The sequence below is a fragment of the Nocardia pseudobrasiliensis NBRC 108224 genome, assembly GCF_001613105.1.
Classification (GTDB): domain Bacteria; phylum Actinomycetota; class Actinomycetes; order Mycobacteriales; family Mycobacteriaceae; genus Nocardia; species Nocardia pseudobrasiliensis.
This window is the reverse complement of the sequence record NZ_BDBS01000029.1, coordinates 164,414-189,843: the sequence shown is the minus strand read 5'-3', so window position 1 is coordinate 189,843 and position 25,430 is coordinate 164,414. Positions and strand designations below refer to the sequence as shown.

Here is a 25,430-nt window from a genome sequence, read left to right as displayed (position 1 = left end):
GCCGCGGCGGCGGCCTCGCCGGCGCCCCCGGCGTTTCTGCAGCTGGATCATCTGCGCGCGGCCGTGGCCGATCCCGCGCACGCGCCGTATCTCGGTGTGGTGACCCATATTTCGGGTCCGGTGGATACCACGGCCCTGGTCGACGCGATCACCGAATTCGTACGCGCCCACGACGGTCTGCGGACGTGGTTCGAGCGCACCGACGACGGCTTCGTGCGCCACGTGGTCGATCCGGCGACGGTCGTCTTCGAGGCCGCCGAACTCGCGGGCGAGGCCGAGGGCGAACAGTGGACGGCCGAGCTGCAGCGCTATTTCGAACTCGCCGCCTCACCGTTCGACTGGCCCCCGGCCGCATTCGCCGCGGTCCCGGACGCCGATGGCTTCGATCTGGTGTTCATCGCCGATCACGCGCTCAGCGACGGGATGTCGCAGGCCCTGGCGGCGCTGGAACTGTCGGAGCGTTATCGTGCGGCGGTGTCGGACAGCGAAGCCCGCTGGGCCGCACCGGGCGGTACCAATGCCGACTACGCCGCGTGCGAATACGACCGCGCCGCGGACGCCCTCGCCGACGAGCTGTTCCCGCAGTGGGATCGCGCGCTGGCCGAGACCGACTATCGGCTGCCGGTATCGGTGCTGGACCTGGGCATCGAACCCGGCGAGCGATACCGCCGCCGCATCCGCAGCCGCACGCTGCTCGACGGCGAACTGGCCCGCTCCTTCGATGTGGCACTGGAGAGTTCGGGTGCGTCGCTGTCGGCGGCCCTGTTCACCGCGCTGGCGCTCACCGATTACGAACTGACCGGACACGATCGCTACTGGACGCTGAACGTGGTCGGCACTCGTTTCGGGGAGCGGTTCGCCACCGGCCAGGGTTGGTACTGCAACTTCGTGCCCGTCTCGTTCGCCCTGCCGGGCAATCCGGATTTCACGAGCGTGCTACCGCTGGCCAAGGCGGCGCTGGACCGGGGCCGCCTCATGTCGCGGCTGCCCGCGCACGCCGCGATCGGGCGGGTGTTGCAGTCCGGGCGTGGGGCCGAATTGATCACGCGGGAACCGAGTTTCGTCACCCTGCTGGATCTGCGACGCGCCTCGGCTCTGCAGGCGCCGGGAGCGAATACGCGTATCTTCACCGCCGACGGCCATACCTCGACACTGTCGATCTGGTTGGGGCGCAACGACACCGAGTACTTCGTGAGCATCGGCGCACCCGATGTGCCCGGGGCCTGGGAACGGCTGACCGGCTACGGCGAGGCGCTGCGCGCCACCCTGGCCGAGATCGCCACCACCGGCAACTATCGCCCCGACCGCGCATTGGCGCGCGGGGTGGGCGTATGAGGGCCCTGCTGGCCTTCGGGGGTAGTCGCGGCGACGCGCAACCGGGCGTACTGCTCGCCCGGGAGCTGATCGGCCGCGGCCACGAGGTGACCCTGGCGGTGTCACCGAACCTCGTGGGCTTTGCCGCCGAATATGGTGTCACCGCAAAGCCTTTCGGCCTGGACACCGATGCGCTGCTGCGCGCCCAGTTGCACGATCGCGGCCGCGGCGGACCGCGCGCCCGGCTGCGCGCACTGCGCGAACTCAACCGGCAGGGCTTCGCCGAGGCGGCCGAAGATCTGCTGCCGCTGGCCGACGGTGCCGACGTCGTGGTCGGCGCGATGGCCAACGAGGAGGTCGCCGAGGGCGTGGCCGCACACGCGCGGGCGGCTTTCGCGGCGATGCACTATTTTCCGATCCGGCCCAATCGTTCGGTGCCGATCGTGCCCGCGCCGTACGGCAGGCGGCTACCCGGTGTGCTGAACCGGGCCGGTTGGCGTGCGCTCGGGCGCGCCCGCAGCTGGGCGCTGGCCCCCGATATCGCCGAGTTGCGCGGGCGCGCAGCGAATCCGGACTGCCGTCGCCGCATCGCCATCCAGGCCTATGACGAGCGGCTGTTCGGCGGACTCGCCGCGGAATGGGGAGTCGACCACCCCTTCGTCGGCTTCCTGGTCCCACCCGCGCCGAGCGGCCGGATCGATGCGCGACTGTCGGACTGGCTCGCCGACGGTGACGCACCGGTCTATGCCGGATTCGGTTCCATGCCCGTCGGCGACGCCCGGGCCACCATCGACCTGGTGCACGCGGCCTGTCGGCGGCTCGGGCGGCGACTGCTGTTCGCCACCGGCTGGAATGCCGTGGAGCCGTGCCTGATCGAGGACCTGGCCGTGGTGCGTTCGGTCGATCACGCGGCCGTGCTGCCGCGCTGCGCGGTGGCCATCCATCATGGCGGCGCGGGAACCACCGCGGCCGCGTTGCGGGCGGGGACGCCGTCGGTGGTGTGCTCGTTCCTGGCCGATCAACCGTACTGGGGGCAGCGGCTGCAACAGCTGGGAGTCGGTGCGACACTGCCGTTCTCGCGGTTGACCGAGGCCCGGCTGGTGCGTTTGCTGACGCTGGCCACCGGCGAGCCGGTGGTCCGGCGCAGCCGAGCCTTCGCCGCCGAATTCCGCCACGACGGAGTGGCCCGCACCGCCGATGTCGTGCAGCTGCTCGGCGCGGGACTGCGCCCGGCGGCCCCGTTCGTCGTGGACAGGAGTATGTTGTGAGCGCCGAAACCGCCATCGAGGCACGGGGTTTGGGAAAATCGTTCGGCGATTTCACCGCCGTCGACGGCATCGATCTCACGGTGCCCGGCGGGACGGTGTTCGCACTGCTGGGACCCAATGGCGCGGGTAAGACCACGACCGTGCGCATGCTCGCCACCCTGCTGCGGCCCACCCGCGGCAGCGCGCGCGTCTTCGGATACGACGTGGTGCGCGACGCGACGGCCGTGCGCTCGATGATCGGCTTGACCGGACAGTACGCCTCGGTCGATGAGAATCTGTCGGCCGAGGAGAATCTGCGCATCTTCGGGCGGCTGCTCGGCCTGACCCGTCGGGCCGCGTTCCGCCGCACCGAGGAACTGCTCGAACAGTTCGAATTGACCGCCGCCGCCCAACGTCCGGCCGGTGCGCTGTCGGGCGGTATGCGCCGCCGCCTCGATCTCGCGGCGACGCTGATCACCCTGCCGCCCTTGATCTTTCTCGACGAGCCGACCACCGGCCTGGATCCGCACACCCGCCTGCAGATGTGGGAGATGGTCCGCTCGCTGGTCTCCGGCGGTGTGACGGTGCTGCTGACCACCCAGTATCTGGAGGAGGCCGATGTACTGGCCGACCGTATCGCGGTGGTCGATCGCGGCATCATCGTCGCCGAGGGCAGCGCCGACGAATTGAAGGCCTCGGTGGGCGAGGAGGTGCTGCGCGTGGAACTCGCCGACCCCGCGCGCCTGCCCGCCGCGGTCTCGATCGCCGAACGCGTCACCGGCGCCACCGCGCGCATCTCGCCCGAGGGCGGCGCGCTGTCGGTGCCGGTCGACGAGATCGACCGTGCCACAAAGGTTCTCGCCGAACTGCGCAAATCCGGGATCCGGTTGCGCGGGTTCGGTGTGGACCGGCCCGACCTCAACGAGGTCTTCCTCGCCCTGACCGGGCACGCCGAGAAGCAGGGGGTGGCGTGATGGCGACGGTGACCATGGATCCGCCCCGCGCCCAGCGCATCGATCGCCGCCCGCGGGTGACCCGCATCGGACCGGCCACGGCCGTGCGGCAGTCGCTGATCATGGCGCTGCGCGGGCTGCTGACTTTCAAGCGCAGTCCGCAGCTGCTCTACGACGCGGCGCTGCTGCCGATCGTGGGACCGGTGTTGTTCGGCAATATCTTCGGCACCGCCATCGCGGGCAGCGTGCACGCCTATCTGCCCACGCTCATACCCGGCGTATTGGTGCAGATCGTGCTGACCGCCTCGGTGGCCACCGGTGTGCAACTGTGCGAGGACATTCGCTCGGGTGTGCAGGATCGGTTCGCGGCCATGCCGATGGCACGGCTGGCCCCGATCATCGGCGCGCTCACCGCCGGGGTCACCCGCTATGCCATCGCCGCGACCACGGTGCTGATCGTCGGTTTCGCGATGGGATACCGGCCCGCGCATCCGCTCGGCCTGATCGCCAGCGCGGTGCTGGTGGTGTTCGTGACCGCGGCACTGAGCTGGATCTTCGCCGCGGTCGGGGTGACCATGTCGAAACCCACCGCGGTGCAGGGCATGTCGGCGTTGATCCTGATGCTGTTCACCTTCGCCTCCAACGCCCTGGTGCCGACCGCGGCCATGCCGAATTGGCTGCGGCACGTCTCCGATGTCAATCCGGTCTCGCATCTGGTCTCGGCGGTGCGCGCACTCGCCGACGACGGCCGCTTCGGCGCCGACGCGGTCTGGTCGGTGCTGGGCGCGCTGGTGGTGCTGGTGATATTCGCGCCGGTCACGACGCGGGCGCTGCGGCCCCGCTGAATGTTGTTCGAAAGGTATGTGGCGCAATGGCAGTCAATCGACTCACCGCTGATGACGATCTGTTCTGGAAGGTGCACCGGCTGTTCGGCTCGGTGCTGGTGAACCAGCTGGCCTGGCGGTTCGACCAGCCGCTGGACCGCGAGGCGGTGGCGGCGTTCCACGCGCAGCTGGCGCAGGGTTTCCTGGCCCGGCGCGTGGTGCCGACCCGGCTGCCGTTCGCGCGCGCCTACTGGGCCCCCGCGCTCGCGTCGCTGCCGCTGGACTGGCAGGACGAGCCGGTGCCCGCCGAGCGCATCGTGGATTGGCTGTCCGCGCAGACCGATATCGCCTTCGATCCGGCCCTCGGGCGGCTGTGGCGGCTGTCGGCCGCGCCGAGCGCGGGCGGAACGTTGCTGTCACTGGTTACCTCCCATGTCGGGGCCGACGGCGGCGCGGTCATCTTCGCGGTGCAGGACGCGCTGACGCGGATCGAGGAGGGTCTGCCCGCGGCCCGCGCGGGCAGCAGCGGGCGACTGGTCGGCGAACTGCCCGCGCGCGGACGGTGGCGGGCCGATGTGGCCGATGCCGCCGGGCAGGTGCGCGCGATCGTCTCCGGTATCGGCAAGGCATACCGGGCGCGCAATGTGGTCGAACCGGCGCGCCAGGACCGTCCGACCGATCCGCGCCTGGATCTGCCGGAGCGTTTCCAGCCCGCCGAGCTGGTGGTCGATGTGCCACTGGCGCAGTGGAATACGGTGGCCAACGCGCATTCCGGTACCGCCAACGGTTTGATGCTGGGCACCGCGATCGGCGTGCTCGGGCGCAGCGGCCGGGTCGAGGACGGCCTCGACGTGCGGGTGGACATTCCGCGTTCGCTGCGCGTGCCCGAGGATCCGCGCGGCAATGCCACCACCGGCGTGCCGATCAGCGTGCCCTACCGCAAGGGCGAACTCGCCGATCTCACCCATATCCGGGCCGCGACCAAGAAGGCCATCTCCTCCTACGGCGACCCCGCGACCACCCCCGCGGTGCAGCATCTACAGCCGGTGCAGATGGTCATCCCGGATTTCGTGGCGCGGCGGTTGGTGCGCACCTCCAAGGCGCCGATCTGCCTGTGCACCAATCTCGGTGAGACCGCGCAGACCGTGGCCACCCTGGACGGCGTGACCGCGGGCGCGGTGCTGATGCGGCCGGTGATCCGGGCCGCGGCGACCGAATTCTTCCGCACCACCGAGGTGGGCCTGAACATGTCGTGGTCCAGCGACGGCGAGACCGTGACCCTCGCCGTGACCGCCGCCGACCCCGACCGCTTCCCCACCCGCGCGGCGCTGCGCGGCTATGTGGAGGAGGAGTTCGGCGCGTGGGGACTCACGCCGACGTTCTGGTAGTCAGCAGGTCGGCGCGGGGGCGGGCCGGGCGGCGAAGCGGTCGGCCAGCCAGGGCTTCCAGCGGTCCGTGCCCTCGGTGAATCCGCCATGATCGCCGGGAAGGACATCGTCGCGCACCGGAATTCCCAACCGGCACATCTCGGCCACCGCGGCGGTGGACCAGGCGGTGTTCACCAGCACGTCGTGATCGCCGCGCAGGATCAGCGTCGGCACGGTCGTGGCGCGGCGGGGCAGATCGGTATCGGCGAGGTAGTCGGTGAAGATCGCGCGGGCAGTGTCGTCGGCGAAGCGGACCTGATCCGGAGTGGCCGTCGAGCCCACCGCGGAATCGGTCGCGGTCATCTGCCCGGTGCACAGGGCGGCCAGGCGCGGGGCGGCGGCGAGCAGATTGCCGTGCAGGACACGGTCATCGGTGTAATCGGGGTGGCGATAGCGCAGGCCCGCGAGGATGTAGGGGAGTATCAGATACTGATCGTGGCTGAGTGTGCCGGCCTGGATCGCGGGGCCCACGTCCACCCTCAGGGCGGGATTGATCAGGATCGTGCCCGCGATATTCATCTCCGGCGCATAGTCTTTCGCGGTCTCCGAGGCCGCCTGCGCGGCGCGGCCGCCCTGCGAGACGCCGAACAGCACGGTCGGCTCGGCCAGCGGCAGTCCGGTCCAGTGCGCCGCCCGCACCGAATCGAGTACGTCGTAGCCCAGCGCCGCGCCGTCCAGATACGGTGAGCCGCCCGGTCCGTCGAGGCCCTGATAGTTCGCCATCACCACGGCCGCGTGCTCGTCGAGGGCCTGCGCCACCAGATCGGCGCTGGCGAACAGATCGGGGGAGTCCGTCGGTGCGCACCGGGTGTCGACACCGGAGGTGCCGTGCGCGAAAGCGACCACCGGCCAACCCTTTTCGGGGACCTTACCCTTCGGGAGGAAGACCGCGCCGGACACCTCCACGAGGGAGCCGTCCGGCGCGGTGGACAAATAGCGAAGATACGTCGCCTGAGCCGCGGCGGCCGTCAGCCTCGGATCGGTGAGTGTCAGCGGACGCTGCGCGGTCAACTCGCCCACCTTGCGCGCGGGGGGATCCCCCGCGGGTTCGGAGCCCCCGCAACCGGCCGCCACCATGGCGACCACCGCGATCGCGATCAATCTCACCCGCACGCCGAACTCCTCTCCTGACCGACCGGTCCGATTCTTCCATCCGGCAGCGGCCGCGGCAGGTCGGATCAGCGCAGCGCCGGGATGACCTCGCGTTCGAACAGTTCGATGCCCGAGGTGTCGTAGGCGGATTCCGGGAAGTTGGCGATGGTGTAACCCAGGCCGAGATCGCGTAGGCGCGTGAGCCTTTCGACGACCTGCTCCGGGGTGCCGACGCCCTGGGAGGTGCGGAATATGCTGTCGACGAAGCCCTTGGCCTGTTCGGGACCCGCGGCGGTGGCGAGGCGGGCCTCGAGATCGGCCAGGCGCTGTTCGACCTCGGCCTCGGTTTCGGCGATGACCACGTTGAAGTTCGCGCTGCGCACGATCGCGTCGAAATCGGTGCCGAGCCGGGTGCAGTGCTCGCGCAGGATGTCGGATTTGCGCGCGAATTCGGTCGGATCGCCGGTGAAATTGGTGTACTGGGCGTATTGCGCGGCGATGCGCAGCGTCTTCTTCTCGCCGCCGCCCGCGACCCAGATCGGAATGCCGCCCCGCTGCAAGGGAAGCGGGCGAACGATGGCGTGGTCGACCTGGTAGTACTTGCCGTCCAGCGTCGCCTCGCCGGTGGTCCAGGCCTGCCGGAGGATCTCCACGCCCTCGTCGAGCCGGCCCAAACGCTCACCGGCGGGCGGGAATCCGTACCCGTAGGCGCGCCACTCGTGCTCGTACCAGCCCGCGCCGATGCCCATCTCGACCCGGCCGCCGGAGATGATGTCGGTGGTGGCCGCCACTTTCGCCAGATAGGCCGGATTGCGGTAGGCCATCGCGGTGCACATCTGGCCCAGCCGCACCCGGGAGGTGGTCGCGGCGAACGCGGCCATCAGCGTCCACGCCTCGTGGGTGGCCTCCTCGGTGGGCGCCGGGACGGTGTGGAAGTGGTCGTACACCCACAGCGACTCCCATGCCTCGTTCGCGTCGGCCCGCTGCGCCAGATCGCGCATCACCTCCCACTGCGCCGCGGGGTCGATACCGACCAGATCGAGCCGCCAACCCTGCGGGATGAAAATGCCGAAGCGCACTTCGTCTCCTTCTACGTCATTCGCGTCGGGCCGCGGTCGATCTGACCGCGGCGCCGGAACCCACTGTCGCCCTCGATCGCCCGGTCGGCAAACCTTTCCGAGCATCAAGATCACATGTCCAGCCCGTCGACGAGCCCGGCAAATCACCCGCATACCGGGCAGCCTTCCCGGTCGTTACGGTCGCGACCTCGATTTTCCTCGCGGTGTGTCGAACCGCCACCCGCGCTTCGGTGATGTTCAATCGGTGCCGTTGAGGTTCCAGCGAACGAGTGAAAGGTTGTAGACATGGCACTTCCCACCATGACCGCCGAGCAACGCTCAGCAGCGCTGGCCAAGGCGGCCGCGGTCCGCAAGGCCCGGTCGGAACTGATCGAGCAGGTTCGCAAGGGCAAGGTCTCCATGGCCGAGGTCCTCAAGCGCGCGGACAAGGAAGACCTGGTCAAGAAGACCAAGGTCGCGGCCGTCATCAAGGCGCTCCCCGGCATCGGCCCGGTCAAGGCCGCCAAGCTCATGGACGAGGCCGACATCCCCGCCGACCGCCGCATCGGCGGCCTGGGCTCCCGTCAGCGGGCCGCCCTGCTCGAGGCCCTGAAGAACTGACGCTGTTTGCTGGCGGCGCTCAGCAAACACGGCCGCAGACCTGCACGTAACCCCGTGATTTGGACCTCGCGGACGGATCCGATAACCTTGCTGAGCACCACCGGTCCGGGTGGCGGAATGGCAGACGCGCTAGCTTGAGGTGCTAGTGCCCTATTAATGGGCGTGGGGGTTCAAGTCCCCCTCCGGACACACGAAGTAGATGTAACTCAGGGTTACAGATAAAGCCTCCGGCTCAGGTCGGGGGCTTTTCTCATTGCCGCCCTTGGCCGTTCGGATTCGCGAAGCTCCCGTGGCGCAGGGGATCGGCGGGTCATAATCGTCGATGTCGTGCGGTACGGGGGAGTGACCGAAGGGGGGCGAATCCGATGAATGACTATCTTTCCCTGCTGCCTTCGACTTTGCAGTGGATCGCCGGTCGGCTCGACGCTGTCTCGCCGATACCGTGGCCGCTGTGGATCGGCGGTCTGTTCCCCGTCTACCTCGCGGTGGTATCGGCCCTGCTCTGGTTCCTGCGCGGACGGGTGTGGCCGGTGCACTGCGCGTACCCCCGGACCAGTAAGGGGCGGCCGTGCCGCAACTGGGTGACGGGTGAATGGCAGCGTTGCCGCCATCACAACCGGCCCCGGAAGTATCGCTATGGGCATGAGGTCGTGGCGACGATCCAGCGCTGGCAGACCTTGGACGGCAGGGACCGGATCGTGGATCGCGCCGAACGTGGCGTGGGTGTACTGCGGCTGCGCGCGGCGGGCTCCACTCTCCTCTACGAAAAGGGTTACGCACGACCGTTTTCGGGTGTTGTCCGGCTGCTGCCGATCAAAGTCCGGGCGGGATTCGAGCGGCTCCGGCAGGCTCGACTGCGCGGGCCGTCGACGCCGGAGGCAGTGCCAACGACCCAGTCGGAGCGACCCGCCGCGTCGCGGACGGATATCGCGAGGGGACTCGAACAGGTCGTCCGCGCCACCCAATTCGCGACCGTCGCCTTCTGCGCCGCCATCGCCCTGTCGATCCTGGCCCTGTTCGGCCACGGCAATGCCCGGACCGTCATCCAGTACATCGCGACGCTCGGCTTCGTCCTGGCCTGGGCGGCAACCAGTTCGGGCATCTACAGCCGCGACCCCAACTGGCTCCGCGGCGCCTGCCGCAAGAGCCTGCGATGGTGGGCCGGAATCTTCGTCCCCGTAGCCCTGATCAACCTGGTCTTCACCGCGATCAACACCTTCCCCCGCTGACCGATACGCCAGCAGATAGCGGTGATGAAAACCCCACTGCTCCTGTGTCCGAAACCACCCCCGGACCAACGGATTTCATTCTTCCCGACCCCATCCGCTAAGCTTGCCCAGCATCACCGGTCCGGGTGGCGGAATGGCAGACGCGCTAGCTTGAGGTGCTAGTGCCCTATTAACGGGCGTGGGGGTTCAAGTCCCCCTCCGGACACCAGTATTAACCACACACACGCTGACGGTCGCGAGTTGCTCTCGCGGCCGGTAGCGGATCTCCAGATTCAGCGCCGCGTACAGGGCGGCGCGATCGTGCGGGGTGCCCGCGTCGAGGACGGCGGCGATATCGCCGTAGGAGTCGATCAGCTTCTCGAACTCCAGCGCGGAGAGCCGAACGATTTGCGGCATCCGATCCAATTCGGCTTGGGCTGCAGTCTTTTCCGCTTGGGCGGCGTTGATGGCGTCGACGAGCACTGCCGGGTCCACGCCCGCCTCGAGGGCGGTGCGGTGTCGATCGAGTTTGGCCTCGGCTTCGTTGAATCGACGGCGCAGGATTTGGCGGCGAATATCGTTGTCCTCGTCGGCTTGCGCGGCAACCAAGGCTTCGATGGTCTGTGCCCGGTGGCTCGGGTTGAATCGTTCGGCGATCCATGCGTTGAGGGGGAGAGTGAGGTGCGCCTCTCGCAGGTTCACAGTTTTGGGGTGGTCGGCGTGCATTGGACTTCCCGGGGGAAGTGTCCGAGCGACGCATCGGTAATACACGCCGCCGTTCGGGGTCTCACCTTGCATCTTCCGATCGCAGATGTCGCAACGGATCCGGCCTCGAAGCTCGTACACGCGTGGGCCGGTGTTCAAGCGCGTGCGTTCGAGGCGAGTCCGCGCCCGGTTACCGGATGCTGCGCGGCGGCGGCGAACCAGTTGGGCTTCGGTGAATGTGGCGACGGACACGATGGACGGGTGCGCGGGCCTGCGTGATCGGATGATTCGGTCGGGGGAGGAGCGTCGGAAGCGCACGATGTGGCCGGCGGCTACGTCGTCGGGGTCTACGAGCTCTTCGTGTTTGGTTGCCCGGCCGGACACTGCGTACCCGGTGTATCGGGGGTTGTCCAGAATGGCGGCGACTGTGGTCATTTGCCAGCCGTCGCCGGATCGGTGGGTGTTCTGTTCCGGCCGGTGTGCTGATGGGCAGGGGATGCCCTCGTGGTTGAGCATGTTGGCGATGGCCTTGAGGCCAGTCCCCGCGATGTAGGCGCGAAAGATGCGTTGCACCACGGCGGCGGCTTGTTCGTCTATGACGAGAATTCGAAGCTTGAGGCCCGCGGCGGCCCGACTGGGGTTCGGATGCGGTGCTCCGTCGACAGCGGTGTAGCCGTAGGGTGCCCGGCCGCCCTGATGGCGACCTTCGTTGAGAACCTGCGCGTCCATGGCGGCCCGGGTGCGCTGCTGGACGTGCTGACGCTCGGATTGGCTCATGCCGCCGAGCATGTTCATCATCATATTGTGGGCGGTGTTCTGCGGGTCGAATCGACCGCCCAGCTCCGGGATCCAGATTTCGACGCCGTAGGCGTTGAGCCGCGGTGCAACGAGGCTGAATTGGTTGCCGTACCAGCATCTCTGGCCTTCGCCGACGACGATGGCCCTCCAGCGGCGCTTGGGATTCTTCAAATCGGCGAGGAGCCTGGCCGCTTCGGGCCGTCGGTCCCACGGTACGGATCGGGAGTGCCCGATGTCGAAATAGGTCCCGACGATTTCTCCGGGTGCGACAGCCGTGGCTCTGGCGAGCTGCCAGTTGTAGGAGGTCTCCGGGTCCTGGTGGTCTTCGGTGGAGACGCGGCCCACGAACGCGAACAACCGATTCGGATCGAACTCCTCGTCGTCGACTTCGATACCGAGCATCTCATCGAGGACGGCCCACTCGTCTGATTCGTTCGGCATCGTGGGCGTCTCCTTGTCTTCCTTACACGGTGTCTTGTTGGGATTGCGCGTGGCGCAGCAGGATCCGTACGAGTACTGCAGCTGCGGCCGAGTTCAGTTCAGGCGGGTGATCGGGGAACGTAATAGATACGGGGGCGTTGTCGTCGGTGTCCGTGATCGGGTCGTGGGCTCGACTGGGTTGCTGCTCGGGGTCGGGGGCCTCGTTGTCCATGACGGCTCGGTGTTCGCATAAGTCCCCGTTATCAGTGCTGCGGTGGTCGTATGCCGGGTACCGCTATGGTGTTGCCGGCCTTGAGTCTCCTGGTGCGGGTTAGCATTGAGCGTCTTCTTTCGGAATGGGTATGGCAAGCACCATGGCGATTGCTGACTGATAGCTCTGTGGGCTGTGGGGAAGGTTGCGCCGTGGTGCGGCATCGAGCGAGGTCAGGCCGAGATGTGCTGGGCACAGTCCGTGAGCCTGCGATCCGGCGTTGCTGTCTGATACGCCGTCGTACCTTCCATACTCATCAACAGATGCCGCGATGCGCCACTTTCGGCACTGTTGGAAAATCCGAAAGAAACAAATCCAACACCTAACTTGGCCCGTAGCAGGCACTGGCGGTCAGGGATTCGATCCGCCTGGATCTCAGGAGACCATCGCGCTAGCTGCGTCCTGAGGTGGCGCGGGGAGTTTCGCGCATGTGATCCCAGTTGTCATCCGCGAAGACCTCGATGCTGATGACGGAGTCGATGTGGACGCGGGTCATGACCGCGCCGGGTGTGTTGGCCGGGCTGAGGACCTCCAGAAAGTTGTCCCGGATGTTGCATGTCATGCCGGGCCCGGCGGCGCGGATCTTGCCTCGATCATCGCGATACCGCACGGTGACCGCGCGCGCCGCCGTCCAGACGGCAACCAGGATCCCGCGCGGAGTCTCATGCCCGTAGCCGTAGCCATTGCACCGAGCCGCGTGGAGATCATGCCCTCCGTGGAAGCCCTTCCAGCCTTCGAGCATCTCGTGCCGGCGCTCGAACAGATCGCGGCGGATCTCCTCGGCTGTCGCCTGCTGCAGGTAATCGTCATAGCTGAACTGGTACAAGGCTTCCGCGTGCCCACATGCCCAGTCCTCGGCGTCGCGCTGCAGCCTGAAATCCTGGACGAACCGCCCTGCGTCGGTGTCGGTGTACCAGGCCCGCCAGTTGCCGCCACCGTTGTTCTTCACCTTCCGGCGGTCGTATATCCCCCAGCTCGGTAGCAGTCGACCGAATCGGTCGTACCTGTCCTCGTCGGGCGGATAGCCGTACTTGCTCGGTATCCCGTCCTCCTCGGGCCGGGCGACATTGCCTCGGGTAATCAGTGTCAGTGCAGGTCTGCTGTCCATTGGTTCGTTCATTCCTGTTCTCCCTTCGGGGTTCAAGTGGCATCGCGGGGATCGGGTCCTGGGCTCGGCGGGATGTCGTGCACTGACCCTCATGGGTAGGTGGACTGATCCCGGTGGGGCGTCACCGTTCTTCGATAACGGGATTGGTAGGGATCGCGGGATACCGAACCGTCGCCCAACTCTGCCGGTGTGATTCCGATCCAGGCTGTGGGCACCTAAGACTTGTCCGCGGTTCCGCTCTCATACGACCAATGCTCGACATCGTGGGCCGCAATCTCTATCCCGATAGATGTTGGATAAGTAGAAGGAAACAAATCCAACACCCAAACCGCCCAAGTCGGGCAGGCACCCACACTGGCAGTGTGCGGGGTTAGGAATCGAGTCTCTTTGGCGCCATGGTATCCATGCAGATCAGGGCCCGTTTTTGGGCTTGATCTGATTCTTACTCCAGAGTCATGTTTCCAAGAACTTGCCAACGGGCGGGAGATCGCCGTTTTCGCTGCTCCAGACAGCTTTTCGTGCCGATCATCGCCGCGCCGGCCGTGACCAGACCCTTGGTCGCATCCCGGTGCTGGACCCTCGTGTTGTCCGTGTGCGGTGTCCGCGTCGTGCGGCGTCAGTCCTCGGAATGCTGTGCTCACGTACTCCTCAGGATCTCGCGCAGCCCTGGAGCATTCGGAGGCCCCTGGGTTTGGCGGTTGCTGCTGTGTGGCGACGGATAGGTGCTTCGCGGCGCCGCCGAATCGAAGTTTGCGGAGTTATACTGAGGCATCAGTGATGCATCAGTAAGGAGATCGAATGACTCCGAAGGTTGTCAGCGGTGGCCCTGAGTTCGGCAGCTCACTCCGTAGGCGGCGCGAGGCGCTGGGCTTGACCATCGAGGAAGCGGCACGAGCGGCCAGCGTGGGAAGTGAGACGTGGCGCCGTTACGAGGCGGGCAGTTCCGTGCGTCGGGACAAGGTGCGGGGAATCTGCGTGGCGTTGCGATGGCGGAGTCTGCCCGAGTCCGGTGAGTCGACGGGTGATTCGGATGAGAGGTGGGAGGACTTTCCGAAGGCGAAGTTCGACGACTCGTATTCGGCATGGCTCGAGCGGGAGTTCGGTGAAAGCCGCGCTCGTCTTTTCGCGTCGGGGTGTGACATCTTCCGGGACCAGTTGAGCGATGAGCTGTCCCGGTTGGGCAAGCAGCCTCGCGGTACACACTTGGGGGAACTCGACGTGAGCTGGCTCGAGGGATCGCTGCCTGCGCAATGGCTTCCCCGTTACGACTACGACTTCGTCTTCCGGTTGCACTGCACTGTCGAAGGGTTGCGGCAGCGTGTGGTGCGTGCCGAGGGCGGCGGTATGGAGTGTGTGACTCGTTCGGTGGCAGAGGATCTGGCTCTGCATCTGATCCTCGAACGGGGCATGGTCAGTGCTGAAGCTGCCGGCTCGTCGGCTGCTGAGGATTGGGATGAGTGGGAATACGAGCTGAACGGCGAAGACGACGAGGTGATACCGGCGCTGTTTTCCAAGTCGTCGTATGTGGAGCAGGGCAGTCGACTGCATTTCGATCGATGGTTCGAGGTGGTGGACTATGTGTCCGCCGACGAAGCTGATGAACCGGCCTGATCGCCAAGGTCTGTGTCTGATCGGCAGTCGCGAAGCGTGCTGATTACTCAGTGCAACGATGGCGGGCTTGCCATCTGCTCCACTCAGCGATCAATCCGCAAAGCACCGTTTTTACACACCAGCGGCAGTCCCGAACCCATTCGTGCTCACATGGGAAAAGTCCAATGACCCGTTCCTTCGGGCCGCCGCAGAGCTCAACGTGCGAGGAAATGCCAGCCCAGCCAGGCCCAGAGGAGGATCGCGAGTAACCGCAACACTTTCGACCGCAGCAGCAGGCGCAGGGTTTCGCCGAAGGTGGTGAGGCGGTCGTGGTTGGCGCGTGCGGCGAGCTCGGCCGCGCCGGCCGCTCCGGTGAGGATCACCGCAACAGCCGTCAGCCGACGGCCAGCCAGCCTGCGAGCCGCCCCGGGCCCTGCTCAAGCAGGGGGTCCAGCAGTGTGGACACGGTGGGATGGGACGGATCCGGAACGCCCAGGCGGGTTGCCGCGACAGGGCGAACAGCTCCCAGCCCAGGGCGGCCAGCGCGAGACTCGACCACAGCAGCCGACCATGACGCAGCCGCGGGCCGCCTCGGATCGGCTCGGTCGGACGGCGCAGGGCTCGCATGAGCAGGGTTATGGCCGACGTCGCCACCAAAGCCGTTGCCGTCCATTGGAATGGATGTGTGGTCGCACCCAGCGCTGCCATCCCCAGCCAGGCAGCCATCCACATCGCGTCGGAAACGCGGATCGCGGGCCGCGTGGACCGGCTCGGCTGTCATATTCAGCAGGGTACGGCCGGTTGATCAGCCGCTTGCCGGAATCCGTTGACGTACGCGCGATGTGGAACCCCGGTAGGCGGTCCGTTCACGCCGGACCGCTGCGTGGTCGTCGAACCAGCGTGGATGTCAGCACCATGGTGCCGACGTCCGGTGTCGCCGCGATCCTGAAACCGCATCAGCGGCCACCTCCCGACTCAGCTGTGATCGATGATCGGGGGCGCGGTGATACGTTCGGGCGATCGGTTGTGCGTCAGGTGGGTGAGGAACCAGTCGCGGGTCAGGTCGGTGGCTGTCTGTAGTGCGCCCGGCTCGGTGAACAGACGGGTCGCCGGGTACCACCGTGACGGTGGTGGCACACGACATCGCCGCTTGCGCACGCTGATTCAGTTTCAGGATCAGCGGGTCGTTGCGGCCGACGATCAGCAGGGTCGGCGCGTGGTCGCGCGCGAGGGCGTCGCGGGTCAGATCGGGGCGGCCGCTGCGGGACACCACGGCGGCGATCTCGACCCGCGGGTCGGTCGCGGCACGCAGTGCTGCCGCTGCCCCGGTGTCGACCCCGAAGTACCCAATTCGCAGGCCCTCGGTGTGCGGTTGCCGGGTGAGCCATTCGGTGACGTCCACGAGTCGGGTCGCCAGCAGGCCGATATCGAAAACCCGTGTCCGGTGGATCTCCTCCTCCGGGGTGAGCAGGTCGAACAGCAGAGTGCCCAGCCGCCCTTGTTGGAGTGCGTCGGCGAGGGAGCGGTTGCGGGGGCTGTGGCGGTTGCTGCCGCTGGGGTGCGCGAAAACGACCAGGCCGACAGGGTCGGCCGGGATGGTGAGATGCCCTGCCAGTTCAATGTTTCCGGCGATCACATGCACCTCGTTGTCGCGCAGCAGAGGCTCTGCGGTCTCGGCTTCCTCCGGTTCCGGGGCGCCGGTGGCGGCCCGGTCCAGCAGTTCGGCCACCTCCTCGTCGGTGGGCTGGGCGAAGCGCTGATACCACTGGCCCACGGCAAGGAACCCTCTCGGGGATTCGAGGCAGATCACCTCGTCGGCGTCGCGTCGCACCGCAGCGAGTGCGTCGCGAGCGGCGCCGGGCACGGCCAGCAGACCCGTGCGGCGCCGTGCGCGTGGACGAGTCCGCAGGCAGCGCGGGCGGTGGCACCGGTGGCGATGCCGTCGTCGACGATGATCACGGTGCGGCCCGCCAACGGAATTCGTGGACGCGTACGCCGGTACCGGGCCGCCTGGCGGGTGAGTTCTGCCCGCTCCTGCTGTTCCACCGGAGCCATCTCGGCGTCAGTGAGCTGCGCGTGCTGCACGACGGTGTCGTTGATGATTCGGGCACGGTCTTCGCCGATGGCACCGAACGCGAGTTCGGGTTGGTGGGGGACACCGAGCGCACCAAGATCACATCCAGCGGCGCCCCCAGTGCCGCGGCGACCTCGAACGCGACCGGTACGCCACCGCGGGGCACGCCGAGCACGACGACGTCCGCCCCGCGGAGGGACTGCATCCGCGCCGCCAGTCGACGACCGGCGTCACTGCGATCATGAAACAGCATCGGATTACCTCCTGGCCAATCCGTTCCAGGGTGGTGGCAGGTCACAGACCGCGACAGGTCCGGTCGTCACCCATCGGCAGGCCGATGGCCCCAGTCCTCCCCGGCGGCGCTTCGCGACGGCGACTATCGCGGTGGCTTTCGGCCCTACCGAGTGACCCGGTGGACGCTGTGGGATCGGTTGTGTCGGAACTATTTCCAATTCTCAGGGAGGTAAGGAACGATGAGCCTGATTCCGGTCTCTCGTCGGCCGGGCACACTGCTGGCCGATATCGAAGATATGTGGAACGCGGCCGCCGCGCCGCTCACCGCGTGGGCGCCGGCGTTCGGGACCCACCTGATCCGGGTCGAGGACGCGATCGAGGACGGACACTACGTGGTGCGCGCGGAGATCCCCGGCATCGACCCCGTCAAGGACGTCGAGGTATCCGTTCGCGACCGGTACCTGACTATCAAGGCCGAGCGCACCGAGAAGAAGGAGGAGAAGGGGCGTTCGGAATTCCGGTACGGCTCTTTCGAACGCACCATCACCCTGCCACGGGGTGCGTCGGAGGAGGGTATCGACGCCCGCTATGCCAAGGGCATCCTCACCGTCAGCGTGCCGATGAAGGAACAGCCCAAGGACCTGACCCGGAAAGTCGAAGTGAAATCCGGCGATTGAGTCCGATCGGTCTGGCCGCGCCTGCCCGTGGTGGCGCGGGCACCACCTGAGCGGGCGGAGGCGGCTCGAGCGAAACCCTCGAGCCGCCCCCGCTTTCGTCGTCGGCACGGCGATGGAGCAAGACTGCGGCGCACGTGTGGTCAGCGTCTGATAGTTGTGGTGGTGAGGTGCTCGCGCATGAGGATGCGATGGGCCTGCTGGGCGGCGGCGGATCGGCGTTCGTCGTCAGTGTTTCTGGTGGTAGGCAGTTCCTCGAGGCCGCGGGCGAGTATCGCCACCGTGTCGCCGAGCAACTGCAATCGGCGCTCGAGGGCTTCGATCCGGTGAGTATCGGCATGCACAACCGGTTTCGGGATTTCGGCGTGGGTTTCGGGGAAGCCGCGCAGCAGCTCCTGCAGCCGCACCGGCAGCACGGCGAACAGGCCGTCGAGCTGGCCGGGCGAGCAGCGGTCCATGAACACATCAGTGACCGCGCCGGCCAAGCGGGGCACCTCCGCGCGGGTGATCATGGCCTCGTGCGCGAACCGGGTGAGGAATTCGTCGGTACCGTGCCCGACCGGGATGTGACTGGGTACCCAGCCTTCGTAGTAGACACCGCGCAGGATTTCGGGCAGCTGCGCGGTCAGATGCGCCGAGGCGACGACGCTGATGCGGTCGCGCACCGTGTGAAGCCAGGCGCGCACCACGTGGTAGGTGAAGGCGCGGTCCTCGGTGCCGATCCGGTCGGCGACCGCTTTGAGCCATTCATGAGCAGTATGTACAGCCGGGGTCAGGGGATCGTTCTGCGGTGACATCAATTCAGCGTCGAACCTCGGGCGACGCTTCACAAGGGTCCGATGTCACCTCGAGTCCCCATCCGATAACCCTGTGCGCGAAAAGATTTCGGACGCCGTATGAGGATCTTCCGGCCACCGGTGCCGGAGTGCCGCAGCCGTTTCGAGAATCCCGTTGTCATCGTCACGGATGATCACCGGTCGATCTCGGTCGCGCTCCGTCGGGACCTCGATTGCGATCAGGACCGGTTGCGATCTTCGGGCCAGCGGACACACCTGGCAGCCTGCACTTTGGCCATGAACGCCGATCCCACTGGCAAGAGGGGCATCAAAGCTGACACTGGTAGCCGTGGACACGCCGTCGGCGCAACGGGAGTTCTCCGCATACGGACTGTCGCACTGGATGGTGCTGGTCGTATTCGCGATGGGGGCGGTAGCGGTCGTCCGGATAGGACGCACTCACCGGAATGCTCACACCGCAAGACGTTTCAGCAGGATCTTCGGCGCAACGACGCTGGCGCTGTACCTGACGATCTACCTCGCCGCGTTGTTCCCCCCGACCATCGGTCGCGCTGTTCCGCTGCGCCTGACCGATCTCGCGACCATGGTCGCAGCGTACGCACTGTGGTCGCACCGGCCCTGGGCGTACGCGCTGACCTATTACTGGTGTTTCACCTTGAGCACGCAGGCGCTCGTGTCACCGGCACTGCAGAGCCCCGACTTCCCGCACCCCGAGTTTCTGGCCTTCTGGGCGATTCACCTGATCGTGGTCTGGGCGGCGGCCTACTTGACCTGGGGCATCGGCATGCACCCGAACTGGCGCAGTTACCGAATTGCCGTGGTGGCCACCACGACCTGGGCCGCGGTCACCTTTACCTTCAACTCCCTTGCCGGCACCAACTACGGATTCGTCAACGCGAAACCCGTGACTCCGTCGCTACTGGATGTACTCGGCCCCTGGCCCTGGTATCTGGTCACCGCTGCCGTCCTCCTTCTCTCCGTGTGGGCCTTGATGACCTGGCCCTGGACCCGATCTGCGCGCAACCGATGATGCGAGTTCAGCGGCGCGGCCGGGCTCTGGCCATAGCTCCCTCGCCACAACGATGTCTTCCTCTGGTGACACCGCTCCCCGAAACAGTGGTCGACGGCCGCAGCTGGTGACAACTACGGCCTGCTGTCACACGCGATCATCCGTTCTCGCTGATTGATCATCGGCGCTCTGTTCGCGATCCCCATTACCACGATCGCGATCATCGCAGCTCTCCTCACCGGCCCGGTAAGTGACGAGAAGTCTGCATGGCGGATCCGCTCTCTGGCGAGTGTTGAAAATCGATTCTCGGTTCTGGGCTAATTACCGCCGCGGCGGTGCCCGATTTCCTTGGTGAGGGTGATGACATCGCTCAGTAATTGGGGCGCTTGGCTGCATTCCTCGGTGGTGACGCGCTTGCTGCCGCTGTTGCTGTAGGTTACGGTCACGGCGTACGAGTACGAGTCGCGGCAACCGTTCGGTTCGGTGTAGCTGTCTTTCAATGCCCGGAACTGCTCACTGCCGACCATGTCGAACAACTTGCCGCGTCGCTGGTCCTCGACGCTGCCGTCGACGGTGTAGAACTCATTGACCCCGGCAAAGCCGCCGGTCCGGTTGACCTCGACGCTGGTTGCTTTCGAAGTGCCTGTCCCGGACCGGGTCTCGCTGGTGCGGCCGCAGGCCGCCGACGCGAGAACCAGCGCGCCGACTACAGCGGCAGAAAGAACCAGCAGCGGCACGTGGCCATGGTGGGACCGCAATTCGCCCATAGCCGCACAATATCGGCGCGGGCAGGTCGAGACAATGGCGCTTCGGTTCGGTGGCAGCGCCCTGGTCGGCTGCCAGCGAGGGGGCGGGAGTTCGAGGCATGCCGCCGCCGCGATGTCAGCGCAGGTTTCGCCCACTGGGGACAGCGTGCAGGCGAACGGCGCTGACAGTGTTTCCCTCAATGCCGGCGACCTCGATCACCCACTCGTGCAAAGGGATCCGATCACCGGGCTGGCGTGGAATTCGGCCGAGTGCGGTGAGCACCAGTCCGGCCACGGTCGTGTAATCGCCGGTCGGTGCATCGTCTATCCGCACGCCGAGTTCGGGCAGGTCGTGCACCGGGAAGGTGCCGGGCAAAAGCAGTGCGCCGTTGCTTTCGTGCCGGACCGCGGCGATGTCCCGGTCGGCTTCGTCGTAGATCTCGCCGACCACTTCTTCGAGCAGGTCTTCCAATGTCACGATGCCGTCGATGTCGCCGTGTTCGTTGGCGACCAGCGCGAACTGTTCGTGCTCGGTCATGAATCGGCGCAACGCATCGGCCACTCGCATCGAGTCGGGGAACACGACGGCGGGGCGTGCGGCGTCGGTGAGGCGGCCGTCGTGAAGGATGAGGTCACGTAGCCCAGCGTGATAGTGATCTGGATCGTGGCGAGAAACCGGTTGGGTTCACGCGCCAGCCGCACGAGCGTGGCGGCGGCCCGGTCCTGACGCCGCTCCAATCGCCGAATCTATCCCTCGCGCAGAGTAATCAGAGCAGTTTCGCTGCCCGAGAACAACCCGTTGAGTCCCCCCAGCACGACCAAGCTCATATCACCGCCCCTTCCCGCCCTCCGATCTCGGCCTCGCGACATCGGAGGAATCCTCATAGCCACGGGCACGAAACGGCGCCCGCGTTCGCCGCTTCGGTTGCTGCGGTGGTAACCACCGGGACGGCGCAGCCCGAGGCCCACGAAGCGCGCAAGATTGAGACTGCCCGCCACCGCTGGGTGCCGCGTTTCAGCGCTGAAATAGCTTCGAGCACTACAGGATACGCGGCATGTCTTCGGTAGCGCGGTGAAGTTCGGGGGATGTCGCAGTTCCAATTGGGGGAATCGAAGCGTGGCCTGGCTGATACAGGTTGTTTCCTGCGGTATCGCAGCTGTGTCCGATGGTCACCGAGACGAGGGGCGATATGCCCTGTCGGCTGCGCTGGATTTGGAACACAGTGAGGCGAGCGTCGCGTGTGAGGACAGGAAGCGGCGATGGACTGCGACGATAGGCCGGGGATGAGAGCGAATGTGATTGAGCGGCAGCTCCTGTCGATGCTCGACACGCTACGGGGAGTGTCGACTACCAGCAACGTGCGCGCGTTGCGTGACAGCGTCGTCGCACTGAGCAGCTCTGCAGACGCATTGGACGAATCCGATCCACAGCAGCGCGCGGTCCGCCGACTGTACGACTACCTCGAAGCCACAACTCTCGATGCACTCGCCGAGGGCGCCGCGTCGCAGCACCCGGAGCGGATCGAGATCGAGAACGCCCTGGCATCGGTGCTGGCCGCCAGCAGGCGTGGGGGATCGGTTTATGCGCTGTCGTGTGTCCGGGACGACCTGGAGCAGTTGACCGTTCGTATCGACGAGTTGAAGCCCGACGATCGAGAACCCCTGCGCTCGTTGTTGTCCTATGTGGACGCGAAGAATCGGCAGGCGCTGGAACTGGCCATTCGCCGAGACTGGGGCACATCCACCATGGTGCGCCGACTCGACGGGGCCCGCGACGATCGGCCGGATGGCCTGGGCGAACAGAAGCCCTCGATCGCGCGGTAACGGGGTACACATCCCGCCGTGGTATCGGCGCTCGGATACCGTGCGCTATCGGGGGGACCCCTGTTCATGATGTCCGGCCGGGTGCCGGTGTTCCGCCGGTGTAGGTGCCGTGTACGTCGACCGGGTGGTCGGCGGTGCCGGCGGGTGGGTGTCGCAGGACTTCGTCGCGGCGGCTGCCTGCCCGGTAGACGGTGATGCCTTTGCAGCCGGCTCGCCAGGCGTGGCGGAAGATGCCGCGGACGGTGTCGACGGTCGCGTTCTCCGGCAGGTTCACGGTTTTGGCGACGGCGGCGTCGGTGTGTCGTTGCACTGCGGCCTGCATCCGGACATGCCAGATCGGGTCGATCTCGTGGGCGGTGACGAAGCGTCGCCGTAGGTTGGCGGGCAGAGCCGCGGGCGCGGCGGTGCCGGTCGCGGTGATGTCGGCGGCGACCTGCGCCGACCATACCCCGCACTCGGTGGCCAGGCGCTCGAACAGGGGATCGACCTGCGCGAAGTCGTGCCCGAGCAGGTGGCGGGTGTAGGCGAGGGCGAACAGCGGCTCGATTCCCGCGGAGGTACCGGCGAGCAGGGAGATGGTTCCGGTGGGCGCGATCGAGGTGAGCTGCGCATTGCGCATCGGAGCGGCGCAGTGTTGCGCCCGGCGGCTGCGGTCGAACAAGGGGAAGGCGCCCCGTTCGGCCGCGAGTTCGCGCGAGGCCGCGTGCGCCCACCGTGCGATGCGTGCCATCACGTGCCGAGCGAACTGGACCGCCGCGTCGCTGTCGTAGGGAAGTCCCAGGGCCGCGAGCATTTCGGCCAGTCCCATGATGCCCAGGCCGATCTTGCGGGTGGCCTGCGCGGCCGTCTCGAGCTCAGGTGCGGGATAGGTCGCCACGTCGATGACGTCGTCGAGGAACCGTACCGTCACCCGCACCGCGTCGGCGAGGCGCCGGTCGTCGAGGGCGTCGCCGGCCAGGAAGCGGGGCAGGGCGATCGAGCCGAGATTGCACGATTCATAGGCGGCCAGCGGCACCTCCCCGCAGGGGTTGGTGGCCTCCAACCGCCCCAACGCGGGCAGGGGGTTGGCGCGATCGACCGTGTCCAGGAACAGGATTCCCGGTTCGCCGGTGCGCCACGTCTGTGCCGCGATGTCATCCAGGAGTGAACGCGCCGAGACTTCCCGCACGACCTGGCCGGTGCGGGGGTTGATCAGCGGGTGGGGCCGGTTCTCGGCGGCGGCGAGCATGAACTCGTCAGTGATCCCGACCGAGAGATTGAAGGTGGGCAGTGTCGTGGTGTCGGCCTTCGCGCGGATGAACGCCGCGATATCCGGGTGATGCACATCGAGTACGGCCATGCTCGCTCCGCGTCGCCGTCCGCTGAGCTGAATGACTTGTGTCGCAGCGTCGTACAGCTCGATGAACGATACCGGCCCGCTGGCTCGCCCACCGGTGGTGGACACGATGTCGCCGTGGGGTCGCAGATGCGAGAACGAGAATCCGGTACCGGCGCCAGCTTGATGCAGCAGCGCTGTGGTGCGCAGCGTGGTGAAGATCGACTCCAGTGAATCGTCGATCGGCAGCACGAAACACCCCGACAGCACACCGGATCCGGTACCGGCGTTCATCAATGTCGGTGAGTTCGGCAGGAATTCACGAGCCCGCAGCAACTCCGAGAACCGCGCCGCCCATCGGTCCGCGCTGCCGGGGCGGTGGATGTCTTCGGCTCGGGCGACGAACTCGGCGACCCGATCCATCATCTGCCCGGTCGACTCGCAGATCCGGCCATCGACGTCGCGGCGCAGATACCGTTCGGTGACCACCGCCAGCGCGGCCGGCGACAAGCCTAGGTCATCCACGGCCTCGGTCCGCGCCTCGGTCACCGCCACCACCTCCTCGAGGTCTCAGCATCGGACAGCGCACCTGGTATCCACAGCTGGCAAAGTCCTCCTCCGGTGAGGACCAATGTCCCGCGCGACAGGAGATTTCGGGACCGAATCATTCGAGGGTATCGCGAACGGCAGGCCGGATAAGCTCGGCACGAACGGCGGCTCCCGGTCTGCGGTGTCCGGGGTACATACTGGACATATGTCGGGCGGGCTGCTGACCGATCTGTACGAGTTGACCATGGCGGCCAGTTATCTGCGCCGGAAGATGACTGGGTCGGCGACGTTCAGCCTGTTCGTCCGTGACCTGCCTCCGAATCGGGGTTTCCTCGTCGCCGCGGGCCTCTCCGACTGCCTGGACTGGTTGGCGCAATTCTGGTTCTCGCCAACTGATCTCGACTATCTGGCAGGTATCGGTTTCGACGACCGGACGCTCGCGTCGTTCGCATCGATGCGGTTCGGCGGGGATGTGTGGGCGGTCGGGGACGGGCGGATCGTATTCGCGAATGAGCCGATTCTGGAGGTGACCGCGCCGATCGTGCAGGCGCAGTTGGTGGAGACCTATCTGCTCAACCAGGTGAGCTTCCAGACCACGATGGCCACCAAGGCCGCCCGTTGCCGGATCGCCGCCGCCGACCGAATCGAGTTGGTAGATTTCGCCTTTCGTCGTGCCCAAGGGATCGAGGCCGGTCTGGCCGTCGCGCGTCTGTCGGCGATGGTCGGGTTCGCGGCAACCAGCAACGTGGAGGCGGCTCGCCGCTATGGCCTGCGCCCGGCGGGCACCATGGCGCACTCCTATATCGAGGCGTTCCCGACCGAACTCGACGCCTTCCATGCCTTCGCCGCCGACCAGCCCGAGCGGGCCACCTTCCTGGTCGACACCTATGACACGCTCGGCGGCGTGGCCCACGCCATCGACGTCATCAGACGTCTGGGTCTACAACGGCATGCCGGGATTCGCCTCGACAGCGGCGATCTGGCCCTACTCGCGATCGATGCGCGCCGGATGCTCGACGAGGCCGGCCTGCCCGAGGTCCGGATCGTCGTCTCCGGTGGCTTGGACGAACACGACCTGGCCACTTTCGTGTCCCGCAGTGTGCCGATCGACGCGGCCGGTATCGGGACCCGGATGGGAGTGTCGGCCGACGCGCCCTACCTCGACAGCGCCTACAAGCTGGTCGCTTACGACAGTCGTCCGGTCGCCAAGCTGTCCACTGGCAAGGCCACCATGCCTGGGCCGAAACAGATCTTCCGCGGCGACGGATTGCGCGATGTGATCGCTTGTCGCGATGAGCCCGCACCAGCGGGCACCGGTCCGCTGCTCGAACCGGTCATGCTTGCGGGGCGGCGCCTGGGAGCCGTCGAGGACGTATGCGCAGGGCGCGCACGTTTCGAAGCCGATCTCGTCGAACTCCCCGAGGACGTCAGTGACCTCTGTTTTCCGGTCACCCCGGTTGCCGCGATCTCACCACGGCTCGATCGACTCACCACCGATGTCCAGAACGCGGCCCACGGGCTCGCCGGGCCGGTTGGTCGGCACAGCAACGGGCGGTAATTCGCTCGGGGTAC

21 protein-coding genes, 2 tRNA genes and 1 pseudogene are annotated in these 25,430 nt (G+C 66.8%); 14 read left to right on the top strand and 10 right to left on the bottom strand.

Annotated features, from left to right (window positions below):
* The 5 genes from NP4_RS22710 to NP4_RS22690 form a co-directional block, all read left to right on the top strand.
* A partial coding sequence (locus tag NP4_RS22710) for a condensation domain-containing protein (protein ID WP_068001217.1) occupies positions 1-1,335 on the top strand: 1,335 nt, incomplete at its 5' end.
* Complete coding sequence (locus tag NP4_RS22705; protein WP_068001215.1) at positions 1,332-2,582, top strand: glycosyltransferase; 1,251 nt, start codon at positions 1,332-1,334, stop codon at positions 2,580-2,582. The genes NP4_RS22710 and NP4_RS22705, both read left to right, overlap by 4 nt.
* Positions 2,579-3,535, top strand: coding sequence for an ATP-binding cassette domain-containing protein (locus NP4_RS22700; RefSeq protein WP_068001213.1), 957 nt, complete (start codon positions 2,579-2,581; stop codon positions 3,533-3,535). The genes NP4_RS22705 and NP4_RS22700 overlap by 4 nt, the downstream gene beginning before the upstream one ends.
* Entirely contained in the window at positions 3,535-4,359 is an 825-nt protein-coding gene (locus tag NP4_RS22695) for an ABC transporter permease (RefSeq protein ID WP_068001210.1), read from the top strand. The genes NP4_RS22700 and NP4_RS22695 overlap by 1 nt, the downstream gene beginning before the upstream one ends.
* 26 nt (positions 4,360-4,385) lie before the next feature.
* Positions 4,386-5,726 (top strand): hypothetical protein, encoded by a 1,341-nt coding sequence (locus NP4_RS22690; RefSeq protein ID WP_068001207.1) that lies wholly within the window; start codon positions 4,386-4,388, stop codon positions 5,724-5,726.
* Here the strand turns inward: NP4_RS22690 and NP4_RS22685 are convergent, their stop codons facing one another.
* Both NP4_RS22685 and NP4_RS22680 read right to left on the bottom strand, forming a co-directional pair.
* Positions 5,727-6,878, bottom strand: coding sequence for a lipase family protein (locus NP4_RS22685; RefSeq protein WP_245998705.1), 1,152 nt, complete (start codon positions 6,876-6,878; stop codon positions 5,727-5,729).
* Positions 6,879-6,943: 65 nt separating this feature from the next.
* The gene (locus tag NP4_RS22680) at positions 6,944-7,936 is read right to left on the bottom strand and encodes an LLM class F420-dependent oxidoreductase (RefSeq protein WP_068001206.1); all 993 of its coding nucleotides are present in this window, start codon (positions 7,934-7,936) and stop codon (positions 6,944-6,946) included.
* A 285-nt stretch (positions 7,937-8,221) separates the two neighbouring features.
* On the opposite strand from NP4_RS22680, the gene mihF reads away from it, so the two are divergent.
* From mihF to NP4_RS22660, 4 genes are all read left to right on the top strand, one after another.
* Positions 8,222-8,536, top strand: coding sequence for an integration host factor, actinobacterial type (mihF, locus tag NP4_RS22675; protein WP_062505765.1), 315 nt, complete (start codon positions 8,222-8,224; stop codon positions 8,534-8,536).
* A 103-nt stretch (positions 8,537-8,639) separates the two neighbouring features.
* Positions 8,640-8,725, top strand: a tRNA-Leu gene (locus NP4_RS22670).
* A 176-nt stretch (positions 8,726-8,901) separates the two neighbouring features.
* Positions 8,902-9,765 carry a hypothetical protein gene (locus tag NP4_RS22665; RefSeq protein ID WP_068001203.1) on the top strand — a complete coding sequence of 288 codons (864 nt, stop codon included), beginning with the start codon at positions 8,902-8,904 and terminating at the stop codon, positions 9,763-9,765.
* A 119-nt stretch (positions 9,766-9,884) separates the two neighbouring features.
* Positions 9,885-9,973, top strand: a tRNA-Leu gene (locus NP4_RS22660).
* Here NP4_RS22660 and NP4_RS40130 read toward each other — a convergent pair.
* A complete protein-coding gene (locus NP4_RS40130) occupies positions 9,952-11,688 on the bottom strand; it encodes a recombinase family protein (RefSeq protein WP_082876132.1) in 1,737 nt (578 codons plus the stop codon). The genes NP4_RS22660 and NP4_RS40130 overlap by 22 nt on opposite strands.
* Positions 11,689-12,329: 641 nt before the next feature.
* Positions 12,330-12,887, bottom strand: a complete 558-nt coding sequence (locus tag NP4_RS22645; protein ID WP_147288098.1) for a hypothetical protein — start codon at positions 12,885-12,887, stop codon at positions 12,330-12,332.
* A gap of 957 nt (positions 12,888-13,844) precedes the next feature.
* Here NP4_RS22645 and NP4_RS22640 point away from each other — a divergent pair.
* Positions 13,845-14,657 (top strand): helix-turn-helix domain-containing protein, encoded by an 813-nt coding sequence (locus NP4_RS22640; protein ID WP_068001192.1) that lies wholly within the window; start codon positions 13,845-13,847, stop codon positions 14,655-14,657.
* Positions 14,658-14,851: 194 nt separating this feature from the next.
* Here NP4_RS22640 and NP4_RS41110 read toward each other — a convergent pair whose 3' ends face one another.
* Together NP4_RS41110 and NP4_RS22635 are read right to left on the bottom strand one after the other, a co-directional pair.
* Positions 14,852-15,019 carry a DUF6186 family protein gene (locus NP4_RS41110; RefSeq protein WP_156524934.1) on the bottom strand — a complete coding sequence of 56 codons (168 nt, stop codon included), beginning with the start codon at positions 15,017-15,019 and terminating at the stop codon, positions 14,852-14,854.
* Positions 15,020-15,611: 592 nt separating this feature from the next.
* Positions 15,612-16,963 (bottom strand): annotated as a pseudogene (locus NP4_RS22635) (phosphoribosyltransferase family protein).
* A 220-nt stretch (positions 16,964-17,183) separates the two neighbouring features.
* Between NP4_RS22635 and NP4_RS22630 the strand changes: the two are divergent.
* A complete protein-coding gene (locus NP4_RS22630; RefSeq protein WP_068001189.1) occupies positions 17,184-17,621 on the top strand; it encodes an Hsp20/alpha crystallin family protein in 438 nt (145 codons plus the stop codon).
* 140 nt (positions 17,622-17,761) lie between these two features.
* Here the strand turns inward: NP4_RS22630 and NP4_RS22625 are convergent, their stop codons facing one another.
* Positions 17,762-18,415 carry a DUF2267 domain-containing protein gene (locus tag NP4_RS22625; protein ID WP_068001186.1) on the bottom strand — a complete coding sequence of 218 codons (654 nt, stop codon included), beginning with the start codon at positions 18,413-18,415 and terminating at the stop codon, positions 17,762-17,764.
* Between the two features lie 328 nt (positions 18,416-18,743).
* Between NP4_RS22625 and NP4_RS22620 the strand changes: the two genes are divergently transcribed.
* Positions 18,744-19,445: a YwaF family protein gene (locus NP4_RS22620; protein ID WP_082876131.1), complete on the top strand. Its 702-nt coding sequence runs from the start codon at positions 18,744-18,746 to the stop codon at positions 19,443-19,445.
* Between the two features lie 296 nt (positions 19,446-19,741).
* Here the strand turns inward: NP4_RS22620 and NP4_RS22615 are convergent, their stop codons facing one another.
* Positions 19,742-20,191, bottom strand: coding sequence for a protealysin inhibitor emfourin (locus NP4_RS22615; protein ID WP_068001183.1), 450 nt, complete (start codon positions 20,189-20,191; stop codon positions 19,742-19,744).
* A 115-nt stretch (positions 20,192-20,306) separates the two neighbouring features.
* The gene (locus NP4_RS22610) at positions 20,307-20,753 is read right to left on the bottom strand and encodes a transporter associated domain-containing protein (RefSeq protein WP_255285534.1); all 447 of its coding nucleotides are present in this window, start codon (positions 20,751-20,753) and stop codon (positions 20,307-20,309) included.
* Positions 20,754-21,511: 758 nt separating this feature from the next.
* Here NP4_RS22610 and NP4_RS22605 point away from each other — a divergent pair.
* The gene (locus tag NP4_RS22605; protein WP_156524933.1) at positions 21,512-21,994 is read left to right on the top strand and encodes a hypothetical protein; all 483 of its coding nucleotides are present in this window, start codon (positions 21,512-21,514) and stop codon (positions 21,992-21,994) included.
* A gap of 64 nt (positions 21,995-22,058) precedes the next feature.
* Here the strand turns inward: NP4_RS22605 and NP4_RS22600 are convergent, their stop codons facing one another.
* Positions 22,059-23,858 carry an adenosylcobalamin-dependent ribonucleoside-diphosphate reductase gene (locus NP4_RS22600; protein ID WP_245998707.1) on the bottom strand — a complete coding sequence of 600 codons (1,800 nt, stop codon included), beginning with the start codon at positions 23,856-23,858 and terminating at the stop codon, positions 22,059-22,061.
* A gap of 205 nt (positions 23,859-24,063) precedes the next feature.
* Between NP4_RS22600 and NP4_RS22595 the strand changes: the two genes are divergently transcribed.
* Complete coding sequence (locus tag NP4_RS22595; protein WP_068001171.1) at positions 24,064-25,416, top strand: nicotinate phosphoribosyltransferase; 1,353 nt, start codon at positions 24,064-24,066, stop codon at positions 25,414-25,416.
* Positions 25,417-25,430: the final 14 nt, after the last annotated feature.

What these genes read in the sequence shown, in the direction of transcription:
- NP4_RS22705 (WP_068001215.1), top strand. Translation starts at nt 1,332, where the DNA reads ATGAGGGCCCTGCTGGCCTTCGGGGGTAGTCGCGGCGACGCGCAACCG.
- NP4_RS22695 (WP_068001210.1), top strand. Translation starts at nt 3,535, where the DNA reads ATGGCGACGGTGACCATGGATCCGCCCCGCGCCCAGCGCATCGATCGC.
- NP4_RS22690 (WP_068001207.1), top strand. Translation starts at nt 4,386, where the DNA reads ATGGCAGTCAATCGACTCACCGCTGATGACGATCTGTTCTGGAAGGTG.
- mihF (WP_062505765.1), top strand. Translation starts at nt 8,222, where the DNA reads ATGGCACTTCCCACCATGACCGCCGAGCAACGCTCAGCAGCGCTGGCC.
- NP4_RS22665 (WP_068001203.1), top strand. Translation starts at nt 8,902, where the DNA reads ATGAATGACTATCTTTCCCTGCTGCCTTCGACTTTGCAGTGGATCGCC.
- NP4_RS40130 (WP_082876132.1), bottom strand. Translation starts at nt 11,688, where the DNA reads ATGCCGAACGAATCAGACGAGTGGGCCGTCCTCGATGAGATGCTCGGT.
- NP4_RS22640 (WP_068001192.1), top strand. Translation starts at nt 13,845, where the DNA reads ATGACTCCGAAGGTTGTCAGCGGTGGCCCTGAGTTCGGCAGCTCACTC.
- NP4_RS22630 (WP_068001189.1), top strand. Translation starts at nt 17,184, where the DNA reads ATGAGCCTGATTCCGGTCTCTCGTCGGCCGGGCACACTGCTGGCCGAT.
- NP4_RS22625 (WP_068001186.1), bottom strand. Translation starts at nt 18,415, where the DNA reads ATGTCACCGCAGAACGATCCCCTGACCCCGGCTGTACATACTGCTCAT.
- NP4_RS22615 (WP_068001183.1), bottom strand. Translation starts at nt 20,191, where the DNA reads ATGGGCGAATTGCGGTCCCACCATGGCCACGTGCCGCTGCTGGTTCTT.
- NP4_RS22595 (WP_068001171.1), top strand. Translation starts at nt 24,064, where the DNA reads ATGTCGGGCGGGCTGCTGACCGATCTGTACGAGTTGACCATGGCGGCC.